Annotated in this window: 17 protein-coding genes and 1 tRNA gene; 7 read left to right on the top strand and 11 right to left on the bottom strand. The window is 72.5% G+C overall.

The features are described from left to right. Positions 1-303: 303 nt before the first annotated feature. The 4 genes from MY520_RS05140 to MY520_RS05125 form a co-directional block, all read right to left on the bottom strand. Entirely contained in the window at positions 304-744 is a 441-nt protein-coding gene (locus MY520_RS05140; protein WP_436690748.1) for a VOC family protein, read from the bottom strand. A gap of 64 nt (positions 745-808) precedes the next feature. Next, positions 809-1,951, bottom strand: coding sequence for a trypsin-like serine peptidase (locus MY520_RS05135; protein ID WP_436690746.1), 1,143 nt, complete (start codon positions 1,949-1,951; stop codon positions 809-811). 237 nt (positions 1,952-2,188) lie between these two features. Next, positions 2,189-2,827, bottom strand: coding sequence for a hypothetical protein (locus MY520_RS05130; RefSeq protein ID WP_436690744.1), 639 nt, complete (start codon positions 2,825-2,827; stop codon positions 2,189-2,191). A 34-nt stretch (positions 2,828-2,861) separates the two neighbouring features. Then, positions 2,862-3,128: an ANTAR domain-containing protein gene (locus MY520_RS05125; protein WP_436690742.1), complete on the bottom strand. Its 267-nt coding sequence runs from the start codon at positions 3,126-3,128 to the stop codon at positions 2,862-2,864. A gap of 272 nt (positions 3,129-3,400) precedes the next feature. On the opposite strand from MY520_RS05125, the gene MY520_RS05120 reads away from it, so the two are divergent. Beyond that, a complete protein-coding gene (locus MY520_RS05120; protein ID WP_436690740.1) occupies positions 3,401-3,748 on the top strand; it encodes a hypothetical protein in 348 nt (115 codons plus the stop codon). Positions 3,749-4,056: 308 nt separating this feature from the next. Here MY520_RS05120 and MY520_RS05115 read toward each other — a convergent pair whose 3' ends face one another. Then, a complete protein-coding gene (locus MY520_RS05115; RefSeq protein WP_436690738.1) occupies positions 4,057-4,374 on the bottom strand; it encodes a hypothetical protein in 318 nt (105 codons plus the stop codon). A 23-nt stretch (positions 4,375-4,397) separates the two neighbouring features. Between MY520_RS05115 and MY520_RS05110 the strand changes: the two genes are divergently transcribed. The 5 genes from MY520_RS05110 to MY520_RS05090 all read left to right on the top strand — a co-directional run bounded on the left by MY520_RS05110 (position 4,398) and on the right by MY520_RS05090 (position 14,224). Then, entirely contained in the window at positions 4,398-5,231 is an 834-nt protein-coding gene (locus tag MY520_RS05110) for a mycofactocin-coupled SDR family oxidoreductase (protein WP_436690736.1), read from the top strand. Between the two features lie 687 nt (positions 5,232-5,918). Next, positions 5,919-6,194 carry a hypothetical protein gene (locus MY520_RS05105; protein WP_436690734.1) on the top strand — a complete coding sequence of 92 codons (276 nt, stop codon included), beginning with the start codon at positions 5,919-5,921 and terminating at the stop codon, positions 6,192-6,194. 145 nt (positions 6,195-6,339) lie between these two features. Then, entirely contained in the window at positions 6,340-7,569 is a 1,230-nt protein-coding gene (locus MY520_RS05100) for a hypothetical protein (RefSeq protein ID WP_436690732.1), read from the top strand. Between the two features lie 717 nt (positions 7,570-8,286). Then, positions 8,287-8,592 carry a trypco2 family protein gene (locus MY520_RS05095; protein WP_436690730.1) on the top strand — a complete coding sequence of 102 codons (306 nt, stop codon included), beginning with the start codon at positions 8,287-8,289 and terminating at the stop codon, positions 8,590-8,592. Between the two features lie 37 nt (positions 8,593-8,629). Next, positions 8,630-14,224, top strand: a complete 5,595-nt coding sequence (locus MY520_RS05090; protein WP_436690728.1) for a trypsin-like peptidase domain-containing protein — start codon at positions 8,630-8,632, stop codon at positions 14,222-14,224. Positions 14,225-14,816: 592 nt separating this feature from the next. Here the strand turns inward: MY520_RS05090 and MY520_RS05085 are convergent. Further along, positions 14,817-14,889 (bottom strand) — tRNA-Asn (locus tag MY520_RS05085). A 136-nt stretch (positions 14,890-15,025) separates the two neighbouring features. On the opposite strand from MY520_RS05085, the gene MY520_RS05080 reads away from it, so the two are divergent. Beyond that, positions 15,026-15,325, top strand: coding sequence for a hypothetical protein (locus MY520_RS05080; protein WP_436690726.1), 300 nt, complete (start codon positions 15,026-15,028; stop codon positions 15,323-15,325). Between the two features lie 12 nt (positions 15,326-15,337). Here MY520_RS05080 and MY520_RS05075 read toward each other — a convergent pair whose 3' ends face one another. From MY520_RS05075 to ppdK, 5 genes are all read right to left on the bottom strand, one after another. Next, positions 15,338-15,919 (bottom strand): hypothetical protein, encoded by a 582-nt coding sequence (locus MY520_RS05075; RefSeq protein WP_436690724.1) that lies wholly within the window; start codon positions 15,917-15,919, stop codon positions 15,338-15,340. After that, a complete protein-coding gene (dnaG, locus tag MY520_RS05070; protein ID WP_436690722.1) occupies positions 15,916-18,744 on the bottom strand; it encodes a DNA primase in 2,829 nt (942 codons plus the stop codon). The genes MY520_RS05075 and dnaG overlap by 4 nt, the downstream gene beginning before the upstream one ends. Continuing rightward, positions 18,744-19,256, bottom strand: a complete 513-nt coding sequence (locus MY520_RS05065) for a hypothetical protein (protein WP_436690720.1) — start codon at positions 19,254-19,256, stop codon at positions 18,744-18,746. Before MY520_RS05065 ends, dnaG begins: the two co-directional genes overlap by 1 nt. Before the next feature lie 13 nt (positions 19,257-19,269). Further along, a complete protein-coding gene (locus tag MY520_RS05060) occupies positions 19,270-19,899 on the bottom strand; it encodes a YdcF family protein (protein ID WP_436690718.1) in 630 nt (209 codons plus the stop codon). A 168-nt stretch (positions 19,900-20,067) separates the two neighbouring features. Further along, entirely contained in the window at positions 20,068-22,776 is a 2,709-nt protein-coding gene (gene ppdK / locus MY520_RS05055) for a pyruvate, phosphate dikinase (RefSeq protein ID WP_436690716.1), read from the bottom strand. Positions 22,777-22,854: the final 78 nt, after the last annotated feature.

Here is a 22,854-nt window from a genome sequence, read left to right as displayed (position 1 = left end):
ACGAGGGCGGCGACCGGCGAACCCGCGCGGTTCCACGTTGCCGACGCCCGGCAACGGCGGCGCGCGGGTGGAGGCGGTTGCGCGCCCCGCCTGGGCACTGCCCACGGTGCCGAGGTGATCGCGAGGATCGGCTTCGACCTGCCGCCCGACGGCTACCGCACGGGCCTGCGCCGGGTGCCGTCGGTCGACGACCCGGTGCCGGACGCCTCGCTGCCGGGCCACGTGGCCCGGCGGATCACCGAGCTGATCAACGCCGGCCTGCGGTACACCTCCGGCCAGTGGTCCCGACCGCGGCTGCGCACGTCAGCCGAGCTCTTCAGCGAGCGCGACGATGATGCCGTCCGGGCCACGGACGTAGCAGAGCCGGTACGTGTCCTCGTACTGCGCCACCTCGCCGACGAGTTCGCCGCCGTGGGCCCGCAGGCGGGCGACGACGTCATCGATGTCGTCGACGGCGAACATGATCCGGCGGAGGCCGAGCGTGTTCGGTGTCGTCGACTCAGCCCTGACCGCAGACGGCGCGTGGAACTTCGTCAGCTCGAGTCGGCCGTGGCCGTCCGGGGTGCGCACGAAGACGATCTCCACCCGGACGCCCTCGAGCCCGACGACGCGGTCCACCCACCGTCCCTCGACCGATGCCGGTCGCTCGCCCTCCACCTCCAGGCCGAGCTCGACGAAGAACGCGACGGCCGCCGCGAGGTCGTCGACGACGACGCCGACGTGGTCCATCCGCCGGACGGTCATGTCCGCGAGTCCAGGTGTGTACGACCCCTCCGCCATCCGTTCGCGTGCTGCACGGCTCCCCGGCTCACAGCCGCCAGTTGTCCAAGCCGAACTTGATGAGGTCGATCATGGCCGTGTACCCGGCGTAGACGTCCCGTCGTGGGTCCAGCACGTCCGTCTCGGCACCGCTCAGGACGCCGACGATCGTCGGGCTCTGGCCGGCGAAGAACCAGAGCGGCCCGCCCGACCACCCTCCTGCCGTGTACTCGACGGTCTCGAGTTCCTTGCCCGGACTGTCGTTGTCGATGTCCCGGATCCCGACGCTGAACTGAACGGCAGGTCGCCCGCCGAAAGTGGCCGGATACCCGGAGGACGTGTAGTCGCGAGCCTCGTACTCGTCCTCGTTGCCCCACGACTGGGCTCCCATCCAGCCGAGCGCTTGACCGAGCGGCCGGTAGAGCTGGCAGATGACGTAGTCGTAGCCGAACACGTCGCGCGGTCTGTTGTAACCGCGGTACTGCGAGATGAACGAACTGCCGAAGGGACGTGGATTGGCGTCACCCTCCCGCAGTGCGGGCACGAATTCCATCGACCAGTTGCTCCCACCCCACGGCGCGACGTGACCCGCGGTGAGCACCAGGTTCGGACCGACGAGCACACCGCTACCGACCCACGTGCCGAGCGAACTGCTCGTGATGATCCTGCCGACGCAGCACCACGGATAGGCCAGCCGCTCCGCCTCCGCCGCTCTCGGCTCCAGGAACAAGCGAGCCGCCCGCGACCCCGTCTCGCGCGCGGAGAGGCGGAAGGGTGCCAGCCTGGGGAGGAACTGCTGTTCCATCCAGGCTGGGCGGTGACTGTCCGTGCCGGCTTCCTCGGCACGCGCCGACTCGGCGGTCTCGAGCTGGAGCTCGGTCTGCTCCAGCCCGGGGATCGTCGTCCGGAGCTCCCCGCTGGTCGCATCGACGTGCCACACGTCGGCCGCCGCACGAACACGCGCGGACCCGAAGTCCAGCGAGGGCTTGTCGTCGGAGAGCACGTACACGCCCGAATGCGGCTCGAGCAGTTCCGCGATGTCCGCGGGCATGCTCTCGGTGGCCGGGATCGGCGCTGCGTTCGCCAGCTCGTCGAGACCCAGGGAGGGCGGCACCGCGCCTGTAGACCCGCCGGTTCCCGCAGCTCTCCGGTCCTTCCCCGGATTTCCCTCGGGAAGATTCACATCGGACATGGGTCCACTCCATTCCGGCATACACAGTGAGAAGTGCCGCCCCGTCATCCGGGAGCTCTCGCACTATGCAATCGAGAACGTCACCGGAACGTCACCGGCCGCGTGACCACGCCATCGGGCGGAACCCACGTGGACACCACCGTGCTCTGCATCCCCCGGCCCTCCGCGGGCCGACCCTGGGGGTCGATGCCGGCGATCAAGGGCGTCGCCGTGGTCATCCCGGGAAACCTGGGTGGGTCAGTACTCCGGCAGCCCGGGTTCGTCGGCGGCCCGGTAGGCCGCGGCGGATCGACGGGAAGTCCGTGCGCTGGCGCGGTCACCGGCCGCTGCCGACCGGTCGGCAGCGGCCGCGGCCCGGTCCGCGGACGCTGCTCTGCGGTCATCGGCTGCGCTGGCCAGGTACTGGTCGGCGTGCTGCAGGTCGACGCGGAGACGGGAACGCTGGATGCCGGCGGCGATCACGTCGGCGAACTGCACGTCCAGCAGCTTGAGGACCTCGCGCAGCAGGCGCACCAGCGGCTCGTCGGCACCGGAGTCGATCGCCGCCTGGATCGCCTCGGCCGCCCATTCCAGATGGACGCGCTGGTGAGCCTCGCCGGCGTCCAGGGCGTTGAGCCGCCGTGTCACCTCCCGGATCCGCCGGTACGCCAGATCCTCGCGTGCTTGCGCGTCCTGCAACCGACGATCGGCGGCGTCGTCGCGGGCACGGGCGGCGCCGTCCCGGTCCTGCGCGTGCCGGTCGGCGGCGTCGGCGCGGGTGTCACGCTCGTGCGGGTCCACCCACCACGACCTGACCTGGCGCTCGCTCTCCCACGAGCCGGCCTGCGCTGCCCCGTCGGCGGGCGGCCGGCCATCCTCGTCTGCGGGGTCGTGCACGGTTTCCTCCGCTGGTCGGTTGCGGATGGCGGTGTCAGGTCCAGCGCTGCTGGATGTCGCCGGTGTTGACGAGCTGCTCGGCCACCTCGCGCAGCTTGATGTTGCTGCGCTGGCTCAGGTCGCGTAGTCGGTCGAAGGCCTGTTCCTCGGTGAGCCGGTACCGCTCCATGAGGATCCCCATCGCCATGCCGATCCGCCGGTTGGAGACCAGAGCGCGCTGCAGTCCCTCGGCGCGGGCGGTGGCGGCAGCCAGGTCGCTGCGGGCATCCGCCAGCTGCTCCGCGAGATCCCCACCCGCCACGCACGGCACCCTACGACGGGGAGCCGTCCTGCACCCGCCGTCGACCCCGCGGACGGGGACAGCGCCCGAGCGCCCCGGCGTTGCGGATCGTCACACGGCGGCGCGCCTTCGGCGCCGCGCGGGAGTGCGCGCCGACGACCGCGCCCCTGGGGCTCAGCCCTGCCCTCACCGGCCTGGGCGAGGAGTTGCACGGATCAGATTCGTCGTTCCCCCCAACGGACCTCGATGGTGGTCACGCAGTGCCGTCTTCGGCCTCGGGCACCGTCGGGCGCATGAGCGCCCAGCGGACGGTGTGGCCAGCCCCCTGGTGGCGGGGAGCCCTGGCCAGCGGGCTGCTGACTCTGGCGCTGTGCGCCTTCGGTGTGACGCAGGCGTTCACCGGACTGGAAGTGGGAGAGACCTGCACGCTCGTCGTAGAGCAGGACTTCGACCCGGAGTACTCGGCTGCCCATGGGCGAGACTCGCCGTTGCCGCCGTACTCCTCGCCCTGCAACGCCGAGTACGACATGGTGCCGGGCTGGGTGACCCCGGCCATTGCCGTCACCGCGGCGTTGTGCGCGGTGTCCCTCGCCGGTCTGGTGGTCGTTCGGGGTGCACGGGGGGCTCGGACGCGACGATGATCGCCGCGCTGTCCGGTCGCGCCGGAAGGAGGCCGACCGGACGGGAGGTGTCGCTCGGAGGACCGGGGAGCCGGAGCGTCGCTCACCGGCAGCCCGAGACTTCGCTCGGATCCCACGCCGCAACGGCAGTCGGGCCCCGCGCGGGGGCTCTCGACCTCGGGTCGGAAGGTCGCCGCCCAGCCGATGCCGACGTCGGGGCGACACGCCAGGTCGACAACGGCACCAGGTCCGACCGGACCACCACGGCGAACCACCGCCTGGACTGCTCGTGGCTCCGGATGTCGCGAGGCGCCGGGAGCCGGGACACCTCACCACGCACGCAGCGTCTCCATGTCCCGTAGCACCTGCGCTGCCTCCTCGCGATCGGCCTCGTCGGCCGCCAGCTCGGCCGCCTGCGCCCGCCGTCGCTCCCCCGCCACAACGCGGGCCGCCCGGATGAGCGCGCTGCGCACGGCCGCCGAGACCGGGTTGCCGTCCTGGGTCAGCAGCGCCAGGGCGCACGAGGCGTCCTCGTCGGGGCGGAAGCTGGTGGTGTCCGGCCGAGCGGGGACCGGACCGGCGTCCGTCGCCGTGGCCGAGGACCGGGGTGGCGACCGGTGGCGGACCCGTACGGTGACGCGGGACACATCACATCGAGGAGGGAGACGTCATGGGCAGGCTCGAGGGCAAGGTCGCCTTCGTCACCGGCGCGGCCCAGGGACAGGGGCGCAGCCACGCGGTCGAGCTCGCCCGGGAGGGCGCCGACATCATCGCGGTCGACATCTGCGAGCAGATCCCGGGAATGCCCTACCCGACAGGCACCTGGGAGAAGCTGCAGGAGACCGTCCGCGAGGTCGAGGCGCTGGACCGCCGGATCGTGGCGGCCAAGGCCGACGTCCGGGACTACGACGCCCTCGCCGGCGCGGTCGACGACGGGGTGACCCAACTGGGCCGGCTGGACATCGTGGCCGCCAACGCCGGGATCGGGTCGCTGCCGCACGCCTCCCACGAGCTGCCGCTCGACGTCTGGCAGCAGATGATCGACATCAACCTCACCGGCGTGTGGCAGACCTGCAAGGCCGCGATCCCGCACATCCTCGCCGGCGGCCAGGGCGGCGCCATCGTGCTGACCAGCTCCGCGGCCGGGCTGCAGGCCTACTCGCACATCTCGCACTACGTGTCCGCCAAGCACGGCGTGGTCGGCCTGATGCGGACCCTCGCGGTGGAGTACGGGCCGGAGCGGATCCGGGTGAACAGCATCCACCCGACTCAGGTCGAGACCGACATGATCATGAACGACGAGACGATGAAGATCTTCGTCCCCGACATCCCGAACCCCGCCCGGGCGGACTTCGAGCCGAGGTCCCAGGCCATGCACACCCTGCCGATCCCGTGGGTCCAGCCGATCGACATCAGCCGCGCGCTGGTGTTCCTGGTGTCCGACGACGCCCGCTACATCACGGGCGTGCCGCTGCCGGTCGACGCCGGAGCCCTGGTCAAGTGACGTCTCGCCGGCCGGCCCTGCACCCGGGGCCGGCCCGCGGGAGATGAGGTGTCGCAGCGTGGCGCGGGCGGAAGGGCCGACCCGCCGGAGCCCCGCGCTGACCAGCCGTCACCGCGTTTGACCGTCAAACGCATGTGCTGCCTGTCGCCCCAGATCGTGATCAGCGAGAGTCGAGAAGCGGCCCATGACGGCCGGCCTCGGTCTGACGTGGTTCACCGGGCCGGCTGAGTGCCCTGGGAGGACTGGACTGTCGGCGCCGACGCGGTCACCCCGGCCCTGGGAGCAGGACCGGGTGGACTGCCGGCCGGACGCCTGCACGCGGTCAGCGGCGACGGGCTCGTCGCCGGCCGCGCGGTCTGCCCCGCGCCGGTGCCGCTGCTCGACCCTGCCGACCACTCATCCGCAGCGAGCCGCACTCGTTCCCGCCGGGCGCGCCCGGCCTTCTACCTGGGGTCACCGCGATGCCGTCGGGATCGCGCGGAGTGCGCCACCTGTCATCAGTGCCCGACCCGACTGCCGACAGAACTCGCGGCTCCGGCCGTTGATGCTCTTGCCGGGCTGAGAGCGCAGAGGCCGATGGCCGTCCAATGCTGTCGGCGGGCTTCCGTGACGGCGAGGTGACGACGCCGTGACGCCTGGCGCGAAGGCTGGTGGGGCCCGCTTGCATCTCACAGCAAGGAAGGCGTCATGACCGACCTCGACCGGACAGGGCAAATCCGGAACCAGCTGGTCGCCGCAACCGCGGACAACAAATTGTGGGTGCGCGACCCCAAGGAGTCGAACATCAACTGGGAGGAGATCGGCCACGCCAACTTCGTGACAGGGCTGGCATTCCTGTCACGCAAGCTGTGGGCGGCGACGAGTGAGAACAAGCTCTGGATCCGCGACCCGGTCGAATCCAACATCAACTGGCGCGAGATCGGCCACGCCAACAACGTGACCGCGATGACGGCAATCCCGTAAAGACCTCCCACACAAGTGGGCAACACCTGGGGTACCCGCAGAAAGGGGCCAGCGGGACGCGGCGAGGGCGCTCCGCCGCCCCGGGCCCCTTTCGCAGCCAGGGGAACCGACTGATCGCGCCACTTGCCCGAGAAGGGGCGAGTCGATGATCGACGTCGTCGGCTCTGTCGTCGCTGCTGCTGGCGCCGCGCAGGTCGCGGGATCACTGGTGCCGCATTGTGGTGGACTCTGCGGGAGGGAGGTCGGCATGACACCGGAACAGCAGGAGGGCAGTGAAGCCGCATACGACCGTGTCTGCGAGAGCTACCAGGCAATCGATGACTTCCGCATGAAGCTGCTGGGTCTACTGCCGATCGCCACGGGCACCGGCGTCTTCTTCTTGCTGAACGACCACGTTCCCGATCTCGGCGCCGAGGCGCCATCGGATGGGTCGGAGCCGCTTGCCCAAGTCCTCCCGGTCATTGGCGCGATCGGGGCCGTCTTCACCCTCGGCCTGTTCTCGTACGAGCTCTTCGGGATCAAGAAGTGTCATTACCTGATACGAGCGGGACAGCGCCTCGAGGTCCACCTCGGAGTCCGAGGACAATTCCGTAATCGACCGCGCAGCTTGATGGGCTTTGTCAACGAGCCATTCGCCTCGGCCTTGATCTATCCGGCGAGCATGGCGGCGTGGGTCTTCCTCGTAGTGGCCTTTCAACCTCCGCCCTGGAGGTGGGGCTTCCCGGTCGCGGTGTTCGTGGTCGGCTTCGTCCTCACAATCCTTCTGGCTGAGGGAATCAAACGCCGGGATCTGCGCGACTTCCTGGCGGAGTTGATCCACCATGTCGACGGCCATCCCACGGCGACGGTCGAAGGCATGTCGGGCGACTTGGACGCTGAGGACGAGATGATCCGTCGAGCCCTGGCGAAGATCAGCACGGCGGCAAGCGGGAGTGACCCGCCGAAGAACCTCTTCCGCAGGATCCAGGCCTTCTACTGTCGAACCTGCCTCCGAGTGCTGGAGCACCTCGACCCCCAGGAAAGGCCAGCGACCGTACGCGTCGACGACACTGCGGAGGTGGCCTTCGCAAACGTGCCCCACGCGGACGAGCCCCACGCGGACGAGCCCCACGCGGACGAGGCTCACGCGGACGAGCCCCACGAAAACGAGCCCAAGAAGACACTCGAGTGGGTGACGGTGATCGACGCCGACCGGTCTCGTCCTGGTTCGAACTCCAGGTGGCGGTGCAGGGATCATCCCGATTGGCAGGAGGTCGCCGGAACCTTGGAGAAAGCGGTTCTCGCCGAGGAAGCCCAGCGGCGTCGCCCGAGAGAAGTTCGCGATCTGATGGCGTCAGCCGCCCCGCATCACGCACTCAATCCGCGAGTGGGCTGATACCGCAACAACCAGATGGACCCAGCGCTCCCATGAGTCAGGCACATCCGATGAAGCCACCACCCTCGGATAGCGAGACGGTGTCTACAGCGGACAACGCACCCTCGCCTTCACCACCCAGCACGCCACCATCGCGGCATGATCAACATTCCCAGGGTCAACTAATCCTGCAGCAGCCCCGAACGAGGGCGGGACCCGCCGTCGGCGCCGCCGCGGATAGGCACCCAGCCGGGCATGCTCGAACACCTGGCACCGGCGCCCGACGCTTGGCTGGCCACACGGACATCACCCTGCGCGCACCAGTGATCCATGGGCGACTGACAATGCCCGGCCTTACCGGCTCCCATCAGTTGGTCACTGTCGACGTGGCAGAGGCCACGGCCATCGCTCAACCTGCCGTGCCGCCTGTGCGACCGTTCGCGCATCCGGCCCCATCGTGGTGGGCCGAGGCGGCGCTGCCCGGCCGCCAGCATCGGCACCGTCCACGACGCCGCCGGGGTCCCGCCGAACAAGGCCTCCACTGCCCGCTGCCACCGCGGACCGGCAGCTGCTGGCTGCCGACCTGGCAATGCCGCCCTCCGAGGCGGCGGGCTTTCCGTAGCGCTGCCCGTTCTTCCGGCGACGGCTCACGGCCCTTGCCCGGCTCGGTACCGATAGCGTCGGGGCGTTGCACGGCCGGTGGGTGCCTGTGCGGGGGAACGGGAGGACGGCGGCCCGGTGGACGAAGACATCGAACTCTCGGAGTACATCGAGGCCCTGCGCTCGGAACTCCGCGCGGCCGAGCTCGCCGGCAAGAACCGAACACCGCGCTTCGCCGTGGGGCCGGTCGAGCTGGAACTCGAGGTCGCCGGCACCCGCGAGGCCGGAGCCAAGGGCGACATCAAGTTCTGGGTGGTCTCGCTCGGCGGCTCGGCCAAGGCGTCGGTGCAGCGGACGCAGCGCCTGAAGGTCACCCTGACCCCACTGGACGACCACGGCCAGCCTCTGGTGGTGAACGCCCGGCCCGACGCGCGGCCCGACTGAGATGCCGCCGCGGCCCGAAGGACTCCGTGCCGAGCAGGTGACCGAGATCCTGGTCGGCCGGCACGACGGAACGCTGAGTTACGGCACCGGCTACCAGCTCTCCCCGCACCTCGTCCTGACCGCGCGGCACGTGCTCGACGACGCCGCCACCGTCGACGTCCGCTTCTTCCCCGGGGCCACCCGCGGCGAGGAGATCCGCGGCGAGGTCGCCTGGGCAGGCGCGACCGCCGACCTGGCGCTGGTGCGGCTCACCCGCCCCTTCGGCACCGAGGATCTGAGCTCGCCCGAGCTGGGCGACCTCCCCGCCCTCGTGGCGCGGGCCGTGCCCTTTCAGGCCCTGGGCTTTCCGACCTTCTCGACCAAGCCCGGCGCCACCACGACCGTGCGCGACACCGCGTCGGTCACCGGCGAGATCCCGCCGCTGGCCAACGCGAAGACCGGGCGGCTCCAGCTCCGCGCCGACGTGCCCGAGGGCATCCGCGGTGAGGACTGGACCGGCTTCTCCGGCGCCGCGATCTTCGCCCACGACCGGCTGGTCGGCCTGGTCGCCGAGGTCGAGCCCGGTGGCTTCCTCACCGCGGTGCGGCTCGCCGCGGTCTTCGAGGAGCACGACACCGCGTTCGCACGCGACCGCGAGGCCGGCGAGAACGTCGCCGTGCTCCGGCAGTTGCTGGCCGACGACGGTCTCGCCGTCCGCTTCGTTCCCGCCCGCCGGCCCACCACGCAGACCGACTTCGTCCGCTGGCTCGACGCCCGCAGCCCCCGGCTGGAGGGGCGCGACACGGAGATCGAGGAGCTGCGCGCCTTCACCCTGTCCGATCGCCCGTTCGCCTGGTGGACGGCCGATCCGTGGTCCGGCAAGACCACGCTCGCGGCCCACACCGCCGCGCATCCGGTCGACGGCGTCGACGTCGTCTCCTTCTTCTTCTCCCGCGCCCGGGCGACGACCGAGATCCGCCGCTTCCTCGAGTCGGTCTGCGAGCAACTGGCCGCGCTGCTCGACCGGGAGGCGCCGCGCGAGCAGGGGCACGAGGCGTTCGTCAGCCTCTGGCAGCAGGCGCAGGCCCACCAGCAACGCCTCGGCCGGCACCTCGTCCTGCTCGTCGACGGCGCCGACGAGGCAGAGGATCCCGGGCGGCTGCTCGGGCTGCTCCCGCCCGACCGCCTGCCGTCTACGCACGTGCTCGTCTTCAGCCGGCGCAACGTCCACCTCCCCGCCCGTCGCTCCGAGCACCCCCTCCTCGACGAGCGCCGCACGCCGCGGCGCCCACTGCGCGCGAGCCCGTTCGCGACCGGGCGGCAACAGGCGGCCGAGGACGACCTCGAGGAATACCTCGACGACCCGGCGGCGCGCACAATGCTGTGCCTGCTGGCGGCGGCCGGCCCGCTCACCGTGAACGAGGCCGCCGCCCTCGCCAAGGAGGACTCGCCCGCGACCGGCGAGTACGAGGTCCGGCGGGTGTTCGAGCGCGTGGCGGCGCGGATCGTGGAGCCGATCCCGCTTGGCGGCGAGACGCGCTTCGCCTTCCAGCACAGCACCCTGCGGGAGGCCACCGCCGGCGCACTCGCCGACCGCATCCCCGCGCTGCGCACCCGCATCCACGAGTGGGCGGCCGGCTACGCCGCCGCGGGCTGGCCCGACAACACGCCCGACTACCTCGCCGACGGCTACCCCCAGTTGCTGCAGGAACTGCGCGAGGCGGAGCTCCTCACCCGGCTCGTGTCGGTGCCACGCATCCGCTTCCTCACCGCCCGGCAGGGCAGCACCCACGGCGCCCTTCGCGAGATCGATGCGGCGCTGGCCACCTGGTGCGCCGCTCCACGCGTTCGGCTCGACGCCGTGGCGGTCCTGGCCGTGGCCCGCGAGAAGCTGCGCACCCCCATCGGCCGGTGCCCCGTCGACGTCGCCCTCGGCTGGGTCCGCGCCGGGGACTGGCGGCGGGCGCACGAGCTCGCCGAGTGGCTGGAGGGGACGGCGAAGGCGCGGGCCCTCGCGGCGGTGGCGGTCGCCGCCTGGCGCGCGGGCAGCACCGACGAGGCCGTCGCCCTCGCCCGTGGCGTTCCCGATCCCGAGATCCGCTGCGACTGCTTCGCCGACCTGCTGGCCGCGGCGACCGGGGCGGAGCAGACCCGGCTAGCTCTGCTGCAGGACGCCGTGGTCGTGGCGAACGAGCTCTCCCATCCGCACGAGCGCGCGGTCCGCCTCGCGCGGATCGCGCTCACCGTGCGGACGTGGGCACCGGCGCCGGAGCTGGCGATGCTGCTGCGCGACTGCGCGTCCCTGGCGCGCAGCGGCGGGTCCCCGTGGCGGCAGGGCACCGCTCTCTCCGCCGCCGCCGAGGCGGCCGCCGCTCTGGGCGAGATCGGCCTGGCCGGCGACCTGGTCTCCGCCGTCCTCGACAAGCACCAGCAGGGCCAGGCAGCGCTGGCCGTGGCCGCGCAACTGGCTCCCGCCGGGCACGACGTGTCGCTCCTGCTGACCGTCGTCGAGCGGGCGGCCGACGACCAGCCCCCGGCAAAGGCCGCGACGCTGCTGGCCCGTGCAGCCGCCCTGCCCGGGACGCCGCAGGACCGGGCAACCGCCCTCCGCCGTCGGGCCGAGGAGTTGGCCTTCGGCGTTCCCGATCCACAGAGCCGGAACCTGCTCATCGCCACACTCGTCGAGTACGGCGCTGCCGATGTGCCGGCACTGGTCCGCGCGGTCACGGCGGCCGCGCGGGCGGAACAGCACGGCTCCTCGCGGGTCCGCGCGCTCAGCGCACTGGCCCTGGCCGTCGGTCGGCGCGACTCCGCCGTCCTCGCCGCCGACCTGCTCGAGTCGGCCGTCGAGGAACTGGACGGCGAAGGCGACCCCGCCCGGCGGGAGAAGGCCGCAGTGCTCGTCGGCGAGGCCGCCGCGAGCCTGGGCCGCGTCGAGGCGGTCACCGCGGCGCTCGGCCGCATCGCATCCGCGGCGCATCGGGCGCGGGTGCTCGCTCGACTGGCCGCCGTCCTGGCGGCTCGGAGCGACCGCGCCGCGGCCGAGACGGCGGCGCGGGCCCGCGCCGAGGCGCTGGCCGTGCCCCCCGGTGTCGATCGGCCCGTCACGCTGGCCCAGGTGGCCGTGGACGTGCCGGCCCACCGGCAGGAGCTGCTCGCCGCCGCGGAGGAGAGCGTCTCGCCCGAGGACGACGGGGTGTGGCGGTCGGCCGCCTTGGCGGCCGTCGCCCAGCACCGTGCCGCGGCAGGCGACCTCGGTTCGGCCGGGCTGGCCATCGCCGCCGTTCCCCTCGAAGAACACCGCCGGAACGCGCTGTCCGCCGTCCTCCTGACGTCCGCAGCCGAAGCGGACGTCGAGTGGTCCCTGGCGGTCGTCAGGTCCGAGAACTCATCGCCGGCGGCGCTGGCCGCGGTGGCGCGCGCCGCGCTGGCGTCCGGCCGCCGCGCTCCGGCTGCCGAGCTGGCCCGCCGGCTGCCGGACCGCGACGAGCGCCGGCGCTTGCTGGAGGCGGTGGTGCGCGCCATGCTCGAGGCCGGGGAGTGGGACGGCGCGATCGGGACCGTGGCGGCGGAGGAGGATCGGGCGTCGGGCGACCACCTGCGCCGGGTCGTCGCCATGCACGCCGCCTCGACCGGCCACGAGGACGAGGCCGTCGCGCTGGTTGGCCAGATCGACGACCTCGAGACCCGCGATGACGTGCTGGCCACCGTGGTCGCGGCCTACGCCGGGCGCGGGGACCTGGAGCGAGCCCTGCGGACGGCGGCCGGGTTGCAGACCCGGTCGACGTCAGCCCGGGCCCTGACCGAGCTCGCATGCCGCAGCGTCGAACTGGGCCGGGCAGAGGAGGCGACCGAGATCCTCCGCCGCGCCATGGAGACCCTCAAGGGCACACCGGACGCCGTTGCGCAGGAGACGGCCGCCCTGCTCCGGTTCTACGCCGCCGCCGGCCTCGAGCGGGCGCTGCCGATCGCCGACAGCTTCGGCCAGCCGGTCCGGGGCATTCTCGTCACCGCCCTCGCCGGCGCCGCGGTGGACCGGTCGGCCCTCGGCGACTGCGTCGCGATCATCCCCCGCCTGGACCGCGACGAGCAGCAGCGCCACCTGGCCCGCACGGCGCGGCTCGCGCTTCAGCTGGGCGACTACGTCCAGGCCGCGACGCTGACCGCGCGCTCGCTGCCGACCGTGCGCCGCCGGAACTTCCTCGACGTCCTCCAGGCCGCCGTCCATGCCGGTGACGACGCAGCCGCGCTGCGGGTCGCGAGATCGATCGAAGAGCACGAGGGGCCGGAGGCGGTCACGGAGGCCGCCCGCATCGTGCAGCGGGACCTGGACCGCTTCGACCTGGCCGAGCGCATCGCCCGGGCCATCGAGGAGTCCGGATGGCGGCAGCGAGCCCTGGCCGCCGTTGCCGTCGAGGCCTGCGGAGTGGGCAGGGTGGACGACGCCCTGGCCCTGCTCGCCGCCACGGGGATCGCCACGAGCCGGCCGGAGGTCCTGGTCGAGTGCGCCCGGCGGGTCGGGGATCGCGGATCGGCGCCGCTGGTGGCGGACCTCCGGCGGACCACGGCGTCGCCGGCGACGCGCGCCGCGATCAGCGAGGCGGCCGCGGAGGCGGCGCTGGATCGCGGGCACGACGTCGCCGCGCGCGAGATCGTCGAGGCCGCCCTTGCTGAACCCGCCGAGGAGCGGGACGTCGAACGCCTCGAGACGGTGCTGGTGCGCGTGTTGTTCGAGGCGAACTTCGCGAACGAGACGACGTCGGCGCCGCGCGCCGTCTCACCGGCCACGCCGGAGCCGCGCGCCGGCCTGCCGGCCGCAGCGCCGGAGCCGGAGGCGGAGGAGACGGGCGGCGCGCTACCGGCCGTCCTGGGGGCGCGGAGCGAGACGAGCGCCACCGTGCCGGCGCCTTCTCGCGGCAGCACACGGCTGTCGACCGAGGCTGACTTCTACGCCGCGGTGGTCGACCAGGCCCTATCCGACGACCGGGTGGGGCTGGCGCGGGCCGCGGCCCAGGCGCCCCGGGACCTCCAGGAGCGAAGCGCGCTGTACCGGGTGATCGTGGCCTGGCTGTGCGCCCACCACGACTACTCGGAGGCGGCGCGGACGGCGCGGCGGATCGAGCACGTGCAGGTGCAGGCCGACACCCTGGCCTCGGTGGCGGAGCAGGCCGCGCAGGCGGGGCTCTTCGCGGAGGCGGCCGAAGTGGCGCGCACCATCTCCGTCCGGAGCGTGCGCCGGCGCTCCCTCGACGTGGTCGCTCGCGCGGCCACGGCGCTCGGCGACTACGGCCTGGCGCTGCGCTGCGTGGGCAGCCCGACCGAGGCGTCGGACCACGTCGACCTTCTCGGCACCCTGCTGGCCGACACGATGGAGAAGCGCGACGACTGGCTGGCCGCCGAGACGGCGCGACGGGCGGCCGAACTGCTCGTGATCGGTACCGCGACGGCGGGCGCAGGCGGGATCGCCGGCGTCGTCGGCGACCTGCGAGTGCGCCGGCCCGGCGCCGAGGGCCGATTCGTGGCGCACCTGCTGCGGGCGCGCGTCACCCCCGAACTCTGCGCCGTCGCAACGGATGTGGATCCGGACGCCGCCCGGCCGCTGATCGCAGAGCTGACCGTCGGCGACCTCCGGCTGGCAAGCGTCGAGACATGAGTTGGGGCGGGCAGGTCGTTCGCCCTGGATCAGCGCGGTGAGCATCGCCCCGGCCGAGACGCTGGTCAGGTTGACCGCGACCGACGGCAGCTTGATCGAGGCATCTCCGAGCATCAGCTCCGGCCGCGTGACCTCGCGCGTTCGGTCGGCCATCAGCTGCACCCGGTAGCGGGTCAGCATCCGCGACCGGCCGATATCCGGCGGCGGAACCAGCGACGAACGCAGCAGCCCCCACTCCAGGGTCGAGAACGTCCGCGTCTCCGCGCGCCGGCCACTCCGGGGGCCGGGTGTGCGCTCGCAGACGGTCAGCGTCGCCTTGCCGATGTCGAGTCAGGCGACCCGCTCGTACAGAACATCCATGAGGTTCCCCTGATCCGCTCAGTCGCCGATCAAGATCCCGAGGCATCAGACCTTCGTGCCGGCGGGCCGGGCGACGCCCACACGCGGGGGCTCGAGGTCGCGGCACCCTCGCCCACGGCTACGGGCCCTCACCCACCACCACGACCGGGGGCTGACCAGATGACGAGAAGTGGGGAAAACGGGGTGAGTCAGCCGCGCTAACGCCAGGACCGGCCGCTGACCTGTGGTATTGCTCCCCCGATTGGACTCGAACCAATAACCCTGCGATTAACAGTCGCATGCTCTGCCAATTGAGCTACGGGGGACCGGCGGGACGGACCCGCACGCCTCGTCGAGGGTACCTCACACGCCCGAGGGCCCTGCGCAGGGTCCCTCGCGTCGCGCGTCACACCCGGTCACGGCTACCGTGATCACTCAATCTTCGAGTCCAGGAGGTCTCCCGTGGCGAAGCTGTCCTTCCTCGCCGGCTTCGGTGCCGGGTACGTGCTCGGTGCGAAGGCCGGGCGTGAGCGTTACGAGCAGATCCGCAGGTCGTGGGAGAACGCCAAGGACAACCCGCAGCTGCAGGGTGTGGCCGGCATGGCCCAGGCCCGGGCGGACGCGGTGGTGAACTCGGTCAAGGCGCGCATGGGCCGCGACACCTCCGACACCCGACCCACGCCGAGCCCGTCCCCCACGACCGGCGCCTCGGCGACCGGACCATCGACGACCGGCCCCGCGGGGACCCCGCCGATGCCCTGACCCTCCCCGGGGTCAGATCACCTGGTCGGCGGCGACCGCCTCGGCGAGCTTCTGCCGGGCGGCGTCCCGCGCGACCGGGTCGCTGCGGTCGGCGTCGTCGTCGAACACGACGGTCCACTCCCGCTCCGCCTGACCGGGCACCCGCCGGGCGACGAGCACGACCTCGCCGCGGCCGGGCAGCGGCGTCCGCCGGCTGGCGACCACCGTCTGGTCCACCCGCCGGCGGACGACGGCCGGCAGGTCGCCCGCGTCGCTGAGCGCGTGCCGCTCCACGGGCAGCCGGGCCTGCACGCCGGGCTCCACCTCGGTCAGCGGGGTCACCTCGAAGCGGCCGCCGCCGTCGCCGGTCGCCGTCCACCGGGCCGAGGCGACCTCGTGCCACGGCAGGACGCCGACGTCGCCCGCCTCGGTCAGCGGCAGGTCGGCCCGCACCCGGCGCAGGCCGCGCGAGGTCGCGGCCAGCCAGCCCTGGTCGCGGACGAGCGTCCCCCAGGCGAGGACCCGCTCGTCGGGGTCGGCCGACGCGACGACGACCGCGCGCACCAGCTCGGGCGGCCGGGCGAACCGCCGTCGCACCGCGTCGAGGAGGTTCACTGGGCCAGCCCGCCCATCGCCCGCTGCCGCAGCGAGATGGCCTGCTGCTCGAGCGCCATGAGCTGCCCGAACGCCTTCATGTACTCGTCAGCGGCCTCGACCGGGTTCATCCGCTGCAGCCGGCCCTTGAGCGCGGCCACCCGGCGGACGGTGTGCATCTCCTCCAGCCGCGCCAGCACCGCGCTGACGTACGCCGCGTCCGCCTCGTGCGCCGAACGCAGCGGTTCCACGGCGAGCGCGGTGAGCTGGGCGCGGGCGGTGTCGCTCGGGCAGTGCGCGGCGATCTCGTCCAGCCACGCCGGACCGGTGACCCGGGCCGCCGCCGCTCCCCCGGTGCCGGCGACCGCCGCCGCCACCGCCGCGTAGTCCGGGTCGGTGTAGGCCTCGACCGGGATCGCGTCGAACGACGGACCGGCCAGCTCGGGCACCTGCAACGCCGTCTTCACCGCCTCCCGCTCCACCGCCACCGCGATGTCGTCCGGCGACCGCCGGGGCGTGCGGGCGCGGGACCGTTGCGGCGCGGCCCCCTCCCCCGTCAGCCGGCGCATCCGCTCGAGCACCTCGGCCTCGTCGATGTTCCCGATCATCCCGGCCAGCTGGCGGGCGTAGGCCGGCCGCAGCGCGTGGTCCTTGATCTGGGCGACCAGCGGAACGGTCTTCTCCAGCGCGGCGACCCGGCCCTCGACGGTGTCCAGGTCGTAGCCGGCGAGCGTCGTCTTCAGCACGAAGGCGATCAGCGGCGTCCGCCGGGCCACGAGGTCGCGGACCGCGGCGTCGCCGTGCGCCTGGCGCAGCTCGCAGGGGTCGCGGCCGTCCTGCTCGACGGCGACGAAGGTCTGGCCGACGAAGCGCTGGTCCTCGGCGAAGGTCTTCATCGCCGCGGCCTGTCCCGCGGCGTCGCCGTCGAAGGTGTAGATGACCTCGCCGCGGAACTCGTCCTGGTCCATGAGCAGCCGGCGCAGCACGCCGATGTGCTCGGCGCCGAATGCGGTGCCGCAGGACGCGACCGCCGTCGTCACCCCGGCCAGGTGGCAGGCCATGACGTCGGTGTAGCCCTCGACCACCACGGCCTGGTGCCGGCGGGCGATGTCCCGCTTGGCGCGGTCGACGCCGTACAGCACGGTGCTCTTCTTGTAGAGCGGCGTCTCGGGGGTGTTGAGGTACTTCGGGCCCTGGTCGTCGTCCATCAGCTTGCGGGCGCCGAAGCCGATGACGTCGCCGGTGATGTCGCGGATCGGCCACACCAGCCGGCGGTGGAACCGGTCGATGAGCGAGCCGCGGGAGGACTCCTTGGCCAGCCCGGCCGTGACCAGCTCCGGCTGGGTGAAGCCCTTGGCGCGCAGGTGGCGGGTCAGCGCGTCCCAGCCGCCGGGCGCGAAGCCGCAGCCGAAGTCGAGCGCCACCTGCCGGTCGAAACCACGGTCGGCGAGGAACTGCCGGGCCGGTGCCGCCTCCGGCGAACCGAGCTGCTCGGCGTAGAAGGCCGCGGCCGCGGTGTTGGCCGCGACCAGCCGGGCGCGCTGGCCGACCTGCGTCCGGTCGGGGCCACCCGTCGGACGGCCGCCGTCGTCCTCGTAGTGCAGTTCGAGATTGGCCCGCCCGGCCAGCAGTTCGACCGCTTCAGAGAAGGACAAGTGGTCGATCTGCTGGATGAAGGAAATGACGTCGCCACCGACTCCGCAACCGAAACAGTTCCCGGTGAGGATGTTGTCCTCGAGGGTGAAGGCGTGCGTGCCGGGCACCTCCGCGCAGTAGACCTCCTCGACGCGATCGGACCACTCGACCGATCGGACGACCCACCGCTTTCGCTCGTACGCCTTTCGGTTGGCGAGGAGGCGCTCGCGATGGTGGGTCAACAGGAAGAACGAGTCGGGCAGCCCCTTGGTCATGAAGCGCACGTTGTGGATGTCGCTCATGACGCCGTCGATGCCCAGCCGGGTCTGTTTGGCCACCCCGTAGGTGCCGATGCCGAGCCGGGTGCACAGGGTGCGGACGTACTCCAGGTCGTCGACCCGCGCCGAGTTGAGGATCGCGTCCCCGTCTTCAGCCACGCAGCCGTCGGCTGCGAAGTAGCCGGCGAGCCAACCGAGGAGATACGCGGCGTCCTCATCGAGTGCCGGACGCTCGTCCTTGAAGTGAGCAGGAAGCCCGTAGTACTTGGTGACACCCTCTCCTACCCAGCTCCTGCAACCGGCGAAGTACTGCGCGAGCTCTGCGTCCTTGTCACCGAAGAGGTTCGCAATGGACCCGGCACCGTTTCGTGTGCCGTCGCCGTAGACCAGTCCGCGGGCGATCCCGAAGGGCGAAGGGCGCGTCGCCGGGTTGAGGACCCGGCTCATCGGGAAGGACGGCGACAGTTGGTCGCCGGGCCGCAGGTCCTTGGTGAGTTTCTCTCGGCGGTCCTGCCGGAGTCGGCCGGAGGGCACGAACCAGCGGTGCTCGTCGGTGGCGTGGACGACCTTGGTCCGTCCGTTGCGGGTCAGCGTGAGCTTCATGAGCCGGTGCACGCCGTACGACCTGAACGGCGCTTCGACCCAGCCCCCATCTCCGTTGAGAACGCGGACGGTCTTCCCGGCGAGCTCCCGGATCGGGACTGTGCCGTCCTCGGTGAGCACCCCTGTCTCGCCGGCGAGGCAGTGGTAGAGATTTCGTGCCGGTGTGACGTGGAAGGAAGGCGATTTCTCGTCGTGGAAAGGGCAGAGTCCCTTCAGGCTCCCGCCACCCGCGCGCTTGAGCTGCAGGTGCTCGCCCACGATCTCGTCGATCTTGCTCCGCTCGCGGACCAGCGCGATGTCCGCGGCCCGGATGCGTCCCCGCCCGGCCATCAGCTGCCTCCTGCCGCGGCGACCCCGCCGGCGATCGCGACCGTCGCCGCCGCCTGGTCGCGGCGGGTCATCACCAGCCCCAGCCACAGCAGGAACACCTGCTGGTCGAGCGGCAGCGACTCGTCGGCGGTCAGGGTCTGACGGGGCGACCACCCGCCCGTCGTCCCGGTCTCGGCGATCACCCGGCCGTCGACGAGGTAGCGGTGCCCGCCCTTCCAGCGCGACACCACCTCCGACCGCACCGGCGTCCCCGCCAGGTCGGCCTCCCAGGTGCCCTTCCAGAACGACGCCTGCCAGGCCCGCAGCCGGGCGGCGTCCTCCGGGTCGACCGACCAGCGGCCGACGAGCTCGCGCTTGCGCTTGGTGAGCACCCACTCGCGGTCGCCGACGACGGCCGTGGCCGCCTCCTTCCAGTTCGAGGCCCGCAGCGTGGCGACGACGGCGCCGTCGCGCAGCACGGGCAGCACGCCCTTCCCGGTGCCGGACGAGCCGGCCTTGCCCAGTTCCAGCACAGGTCCTCCTCGCTCAGCCGATCCCGGGTGCGCCGGCGACGCTCTCCCCGGTCACCCGGTAGAGCAGGTAGGCCGCCGTCTCGCGGAGGATGTACCGGAACTGCGTGGTGCGGGTCTGCACCGCCGGGCCCTGCCGGGTCGGCGAGCTGTCGGCGGCGATGCCGGCGTCCTCGGCCATCCGCTCCGCGCGCATGGCGTGCCACGGGTCGGTCACCAGCACCGCGGAGGCCCAGCCGCGCTCGTCGAACGCCGTGGCCACGGCGCGCATGCTCTCCAGCGTGTCCACGCCCTGCTCGACGGCCAGCAGCGACTCGGCCGGGACGCCGGACTCCTGCAGGTAGTCCCGCCCCGCCTCGGCCTCGGTGAACTGGTCGCCGGCGGCCTTGCCACCGACGGTCACGATCACCGGCGCGACGCCGTTCTCGTACAGCCGCAGCGCGTGCTCCAACCGGGCCTCGAAGATCGACGAGGGGACGCCGTTGTACTGCGCCGACCCGAGCACCACGATCGCGTCCGACGCCGGTCGGGAGTCATGCCGCGCCGTCCACCAGATCGCCGTCGCGGTCGAGACCACCAGCAGGAAGAACGCGAGCACGAGAGCTCCGACGACCCGGCCGACCAGGCTCCCTGCGCGCACCCCCACGCGTCATGGGTACCACGCCGCCCTGTCGGAACGGGGGCCCTGGGGACGGTGTGCCGGACCACGTCCTCCCGGTGCCCGCTGGCCCCCGCCGATCATCGGCGAGTGGCTGCCCGACACGCGGACGGGCACCGCCACCCGCCGATGATCACGCGGCCGGGGCGGCCGTGCTCAGGACCCGGCGCGATCGGCTCCCAGCGCGGCGCGGCCGGCCTCCAGCCGGGCCACCGGCACCCGGAACGGCGAGCAGGAGACGTAGTCCAGCCCGACCTCGTGGAAGAAGTGCACCGAGTCCGGGTCGCCGCCGTGCTCGCCGCAGACGCCCAGCTTGAGGTCGGGACGGACGCGCCGCCCGCCCTCGACGCCGATCTCGACCAGCCGGCCGACCCCCTCGCGGTCCAGCGACTCGAACGGCGAGACGCCGAAGATCCCCTTGTCCAGGTAGGCGTGGAAGAACGCCGCCTCGACGTCGTCCCGGGAGAAGCCCCACGTCATCTGGGTGAGGTCGTTGGTGCCGAAGGAGAAGAAGTCCGCCGACTGGGCGATCTCCTCCGCGGTCAGCGCGGCCCGCGGCACCTCGATCATCGTGCCGACCAGCGCGTGCAGGTCGACCCCGTGCCGGTCGCAGACGTCGGCGAGCACCCGGTCGGCCTCCTCGCGGATCGCCTCCAGCTCCTGCACGGCGCCGACCAGCGGGATCATCACCTCCGGCCGCGGATCGCCGCCGGCCTTCTTCCGCTCGCAGGCCGCCTCGGCGATCGCCTTCACCTGCATGGCGAACAGCCCGGGCACGACCAGCCCCAGCCGGACGCCGCGCAGCCCCAGCATCGGGTTCTGCTCGTGCAGCCGGCGGACGGCGGCCAGCAGCCGCAGCTGCCCCTCGTCGTGGTGACCCTCCGCCTCGGCCACCGCGACCCGCACCGAGAGCTCGGTGAGGTCGGGGAGGAACTCGTGCAGCGGCGGGTCGAGCAGCCGGACGGTCACCGGCAGCCCGTCCATCTCCTCGAAGATCTCCAGGAAGTCCTGCTTCTGCAGCGGCTCCAGCGCGTCGAGGGCGGCCTGCCGCTCGTCGTCCCCCTCCGCCAGGATCAGCTTCTCCACCAGCTGCCGCCGGTCGCCGAGGAACATGTGCTCGGTCCGGCACAGGCCGGTGCCGTGGGCGCCGAAGCGGCGCGCCCGGGCGGAGTCCTCCGGGGTGTCGGCGTTGGTGCGCACGTCCATCCGCCGCCGGGAGTCGGCGTGCGCGAGGATCCGGTGCACGCTGCGCACCAGGTCGTCGGCCTCGTCGGAGCCGGGGTCGATCTCGCCCTCGAAGTAGCGGACGACCGACGACGGCTCGACCGGCACCTCGCCCAGCCAGACCCGTCCGGTGGAGCCGTCGATGGAGATGACGTCGCCCTCGCCGACCACCGTCCCGCCCGGCGCGGTGAACTGCCGGGCCTTGGTGTCGACCTGCAGCTCCTCGGCGCCGCACACGCACGTCTTGCCCATGCCGCGGGCGACGACGGCGGCGTGCGAGGTCTTGCCGCCGCGGCTGGTCAGCACACCCTCGGCGGCGATCATGCCGGCCAGGTCGTCGGGGTTGGTCTCCCGCCGGACCAGCACCACCTTCTCGCCGCGCTGCGCCCACTCGACGGCGGTCTCGGACGCGAAGACCGCCCGGCCGACGGCGGCGCCCGGGGAGGCGTTCATGCCCTGGGTCAGCTGGGTGGCGTTCCCGCCGGAGACGAACCGCGGGAACATCAGCTGGGCCAGCTGGTCGCCGGTCACCCGCCGGACCGCCTCGTCCATGTCGATGAGTCCCTCGTCGACCAGCTGGGTGGCGATCACGAACGCCGCCGCCGCCGTCCGCTTCCCGACGCGGGTCTGCAGCATCCAGAGCTTGTTGCGCTCGACGGTGAACTCGATGTCGCACAGGTCGCGGTAGTGCGACTCAAGCGTCGCCATCGTGTCGAGCAGCTCGCGGTAGGCGCCCTCGTCGATCCGCTCCAGGTCGGTGAGCGGCACGGTGTTGCGGATGCCGGCGACGACGTCCTCCCCCTGCGCGTTCTGCAGGTAGTCGCCGTACACGCCCTGCGCGCCGCTGCCGGGGTCCCGCGTGAACGCCACCCCGGTGCCGGAGTCGGCACCCAGGTTGCCGAACACCATCGCGACGACGTTCACCGCGGTGCCGGCGTCGCCGGGGATCCGCTCGCGGCGGCGGTAGATGATCGCGCGGTCGGCGTTCCAGGAGTCGAAGACGGCGTTGATCGCCATGTCCAGCTGCTCGCGCGGGTCCATCGGGAAGCCGCGGCCGCACGCCTCCTGGACGATCGCCTTGAACCGGCCGACGACGTCCTCCAGGTGCTCGGCGTCGAGGTCCAGGTCGAGGTCGGTGCCCTGTTCGCGCTTGACCTCGTCGAGGGCGTGCTCGAACAGCTCCCCGTCGATGCCGAGCACGGTCTTGCCGAACATCTGGATGAGCCGCCGGTAGGAGTCCCACGCGAAGCGCTCGCTGCCCGACTGCGCGGCCAGCCCCTGCACCGACTCGTCGTTGAGGCCGACGTTGAGGACGGTCTCCATCATCCCGGGCATGGACGCCGCGGCTCCCGACCGCACCGACACCAGCAGGGGGTCCGACGGGTCGCCGAGCGTCTTGCCCATCGCCTTCTCCAGCGCGGTCAGGTGCTCGGTCACCTGGTCGGCCAGCTCCGGCGGGGTGCTGCCGTGCTCGAGGTAGTGGCGGCAGGCGTCGGTCGTGATCGTGAAGCCGGGCGGCACCGGCAGCCCGAGGTTGGTCATCTCCGCCAGGTTGGCGCCCTTGCCGCCGAGCAGGTCCTTCTGCTCCTTGTTGCCCTGGCTGAAGTCGTAGACCCACGTCTGTCCACCGGTTCCGCCCACCGTGCACCTCCGCGCTCGTCAGCCGGCCGTCGTCCACGCGCCGGGAGCAGACGTCTCATACGTCCTGTTGAGCGCGAT

Origin of the sequence: Geodermatophilus sp. CPCC 205506, from assembly GCF_051383635.1 — a bacterium.
Lineage (GTDB): Bacteria > Actinomycetota > Actinomycetes > Mycobacteriales > Geodermatophilaceae > Geodermatophilus.
Note: the sequence above shows the minus strand (reverse complement) of the source record. Positions and strands in the feature narration are given on the sequence as shown.

Excerpts from the sequence above, each read along its gene's own strand:
- MY520_RS05140 (WP_436690748.1), bottom strand. The coding sequence starts at position 744 with ATGACCGTCCGGCGGATGGACCACGTCGGCGTCGTCGTCGACGACCTC.
- MY520_RS05135 (WP_436690746.1), bottom strand. The coding sequence starts at position 1,951 with ATGTCCGATGTGAATCTTCCCGAGGGAAATCCGGGGAAGGACCGGAGA.
- MY520_RS05120 (WP_436690740.1), top strand. The coding sequence starts at position 3,401 with ATGAGCGCCCAGCGGACGGTGTGGCCAGCCCCCTGGTGGCGGGGAGCC.
- MY520_RS05110 (WP_436690736.1), top strand. The coding sequence starts at position 4,398 with ATGGGCAGGCTCGAGGGCAAGGTCGCCTTCGTCACCGGCGCGGCCCAG.
- MY520_RS05105 (WP_436690734.1), top strand. The coding sequence starts at position 5,919 with ATGACCGACCTCGACCGGACAGGGCAAATCCGGAACCAGCTGGTCGCC.
- MY520_RS05100 (WP_436690732.1), top strand. The coding sequence starts at position 6,340 with ATGATCGACGTCGTCGGCTCTGTCGTCGCTGCTGCTGGCGCCGCGCAG.
- dnaG (WP_436690722.1), bottom strand. The coding sequence starts at position 18,744 with ATGGCCGGGCGGGGACGCATCCGGGCCGCGGACATCGCGCTGGTCCGC.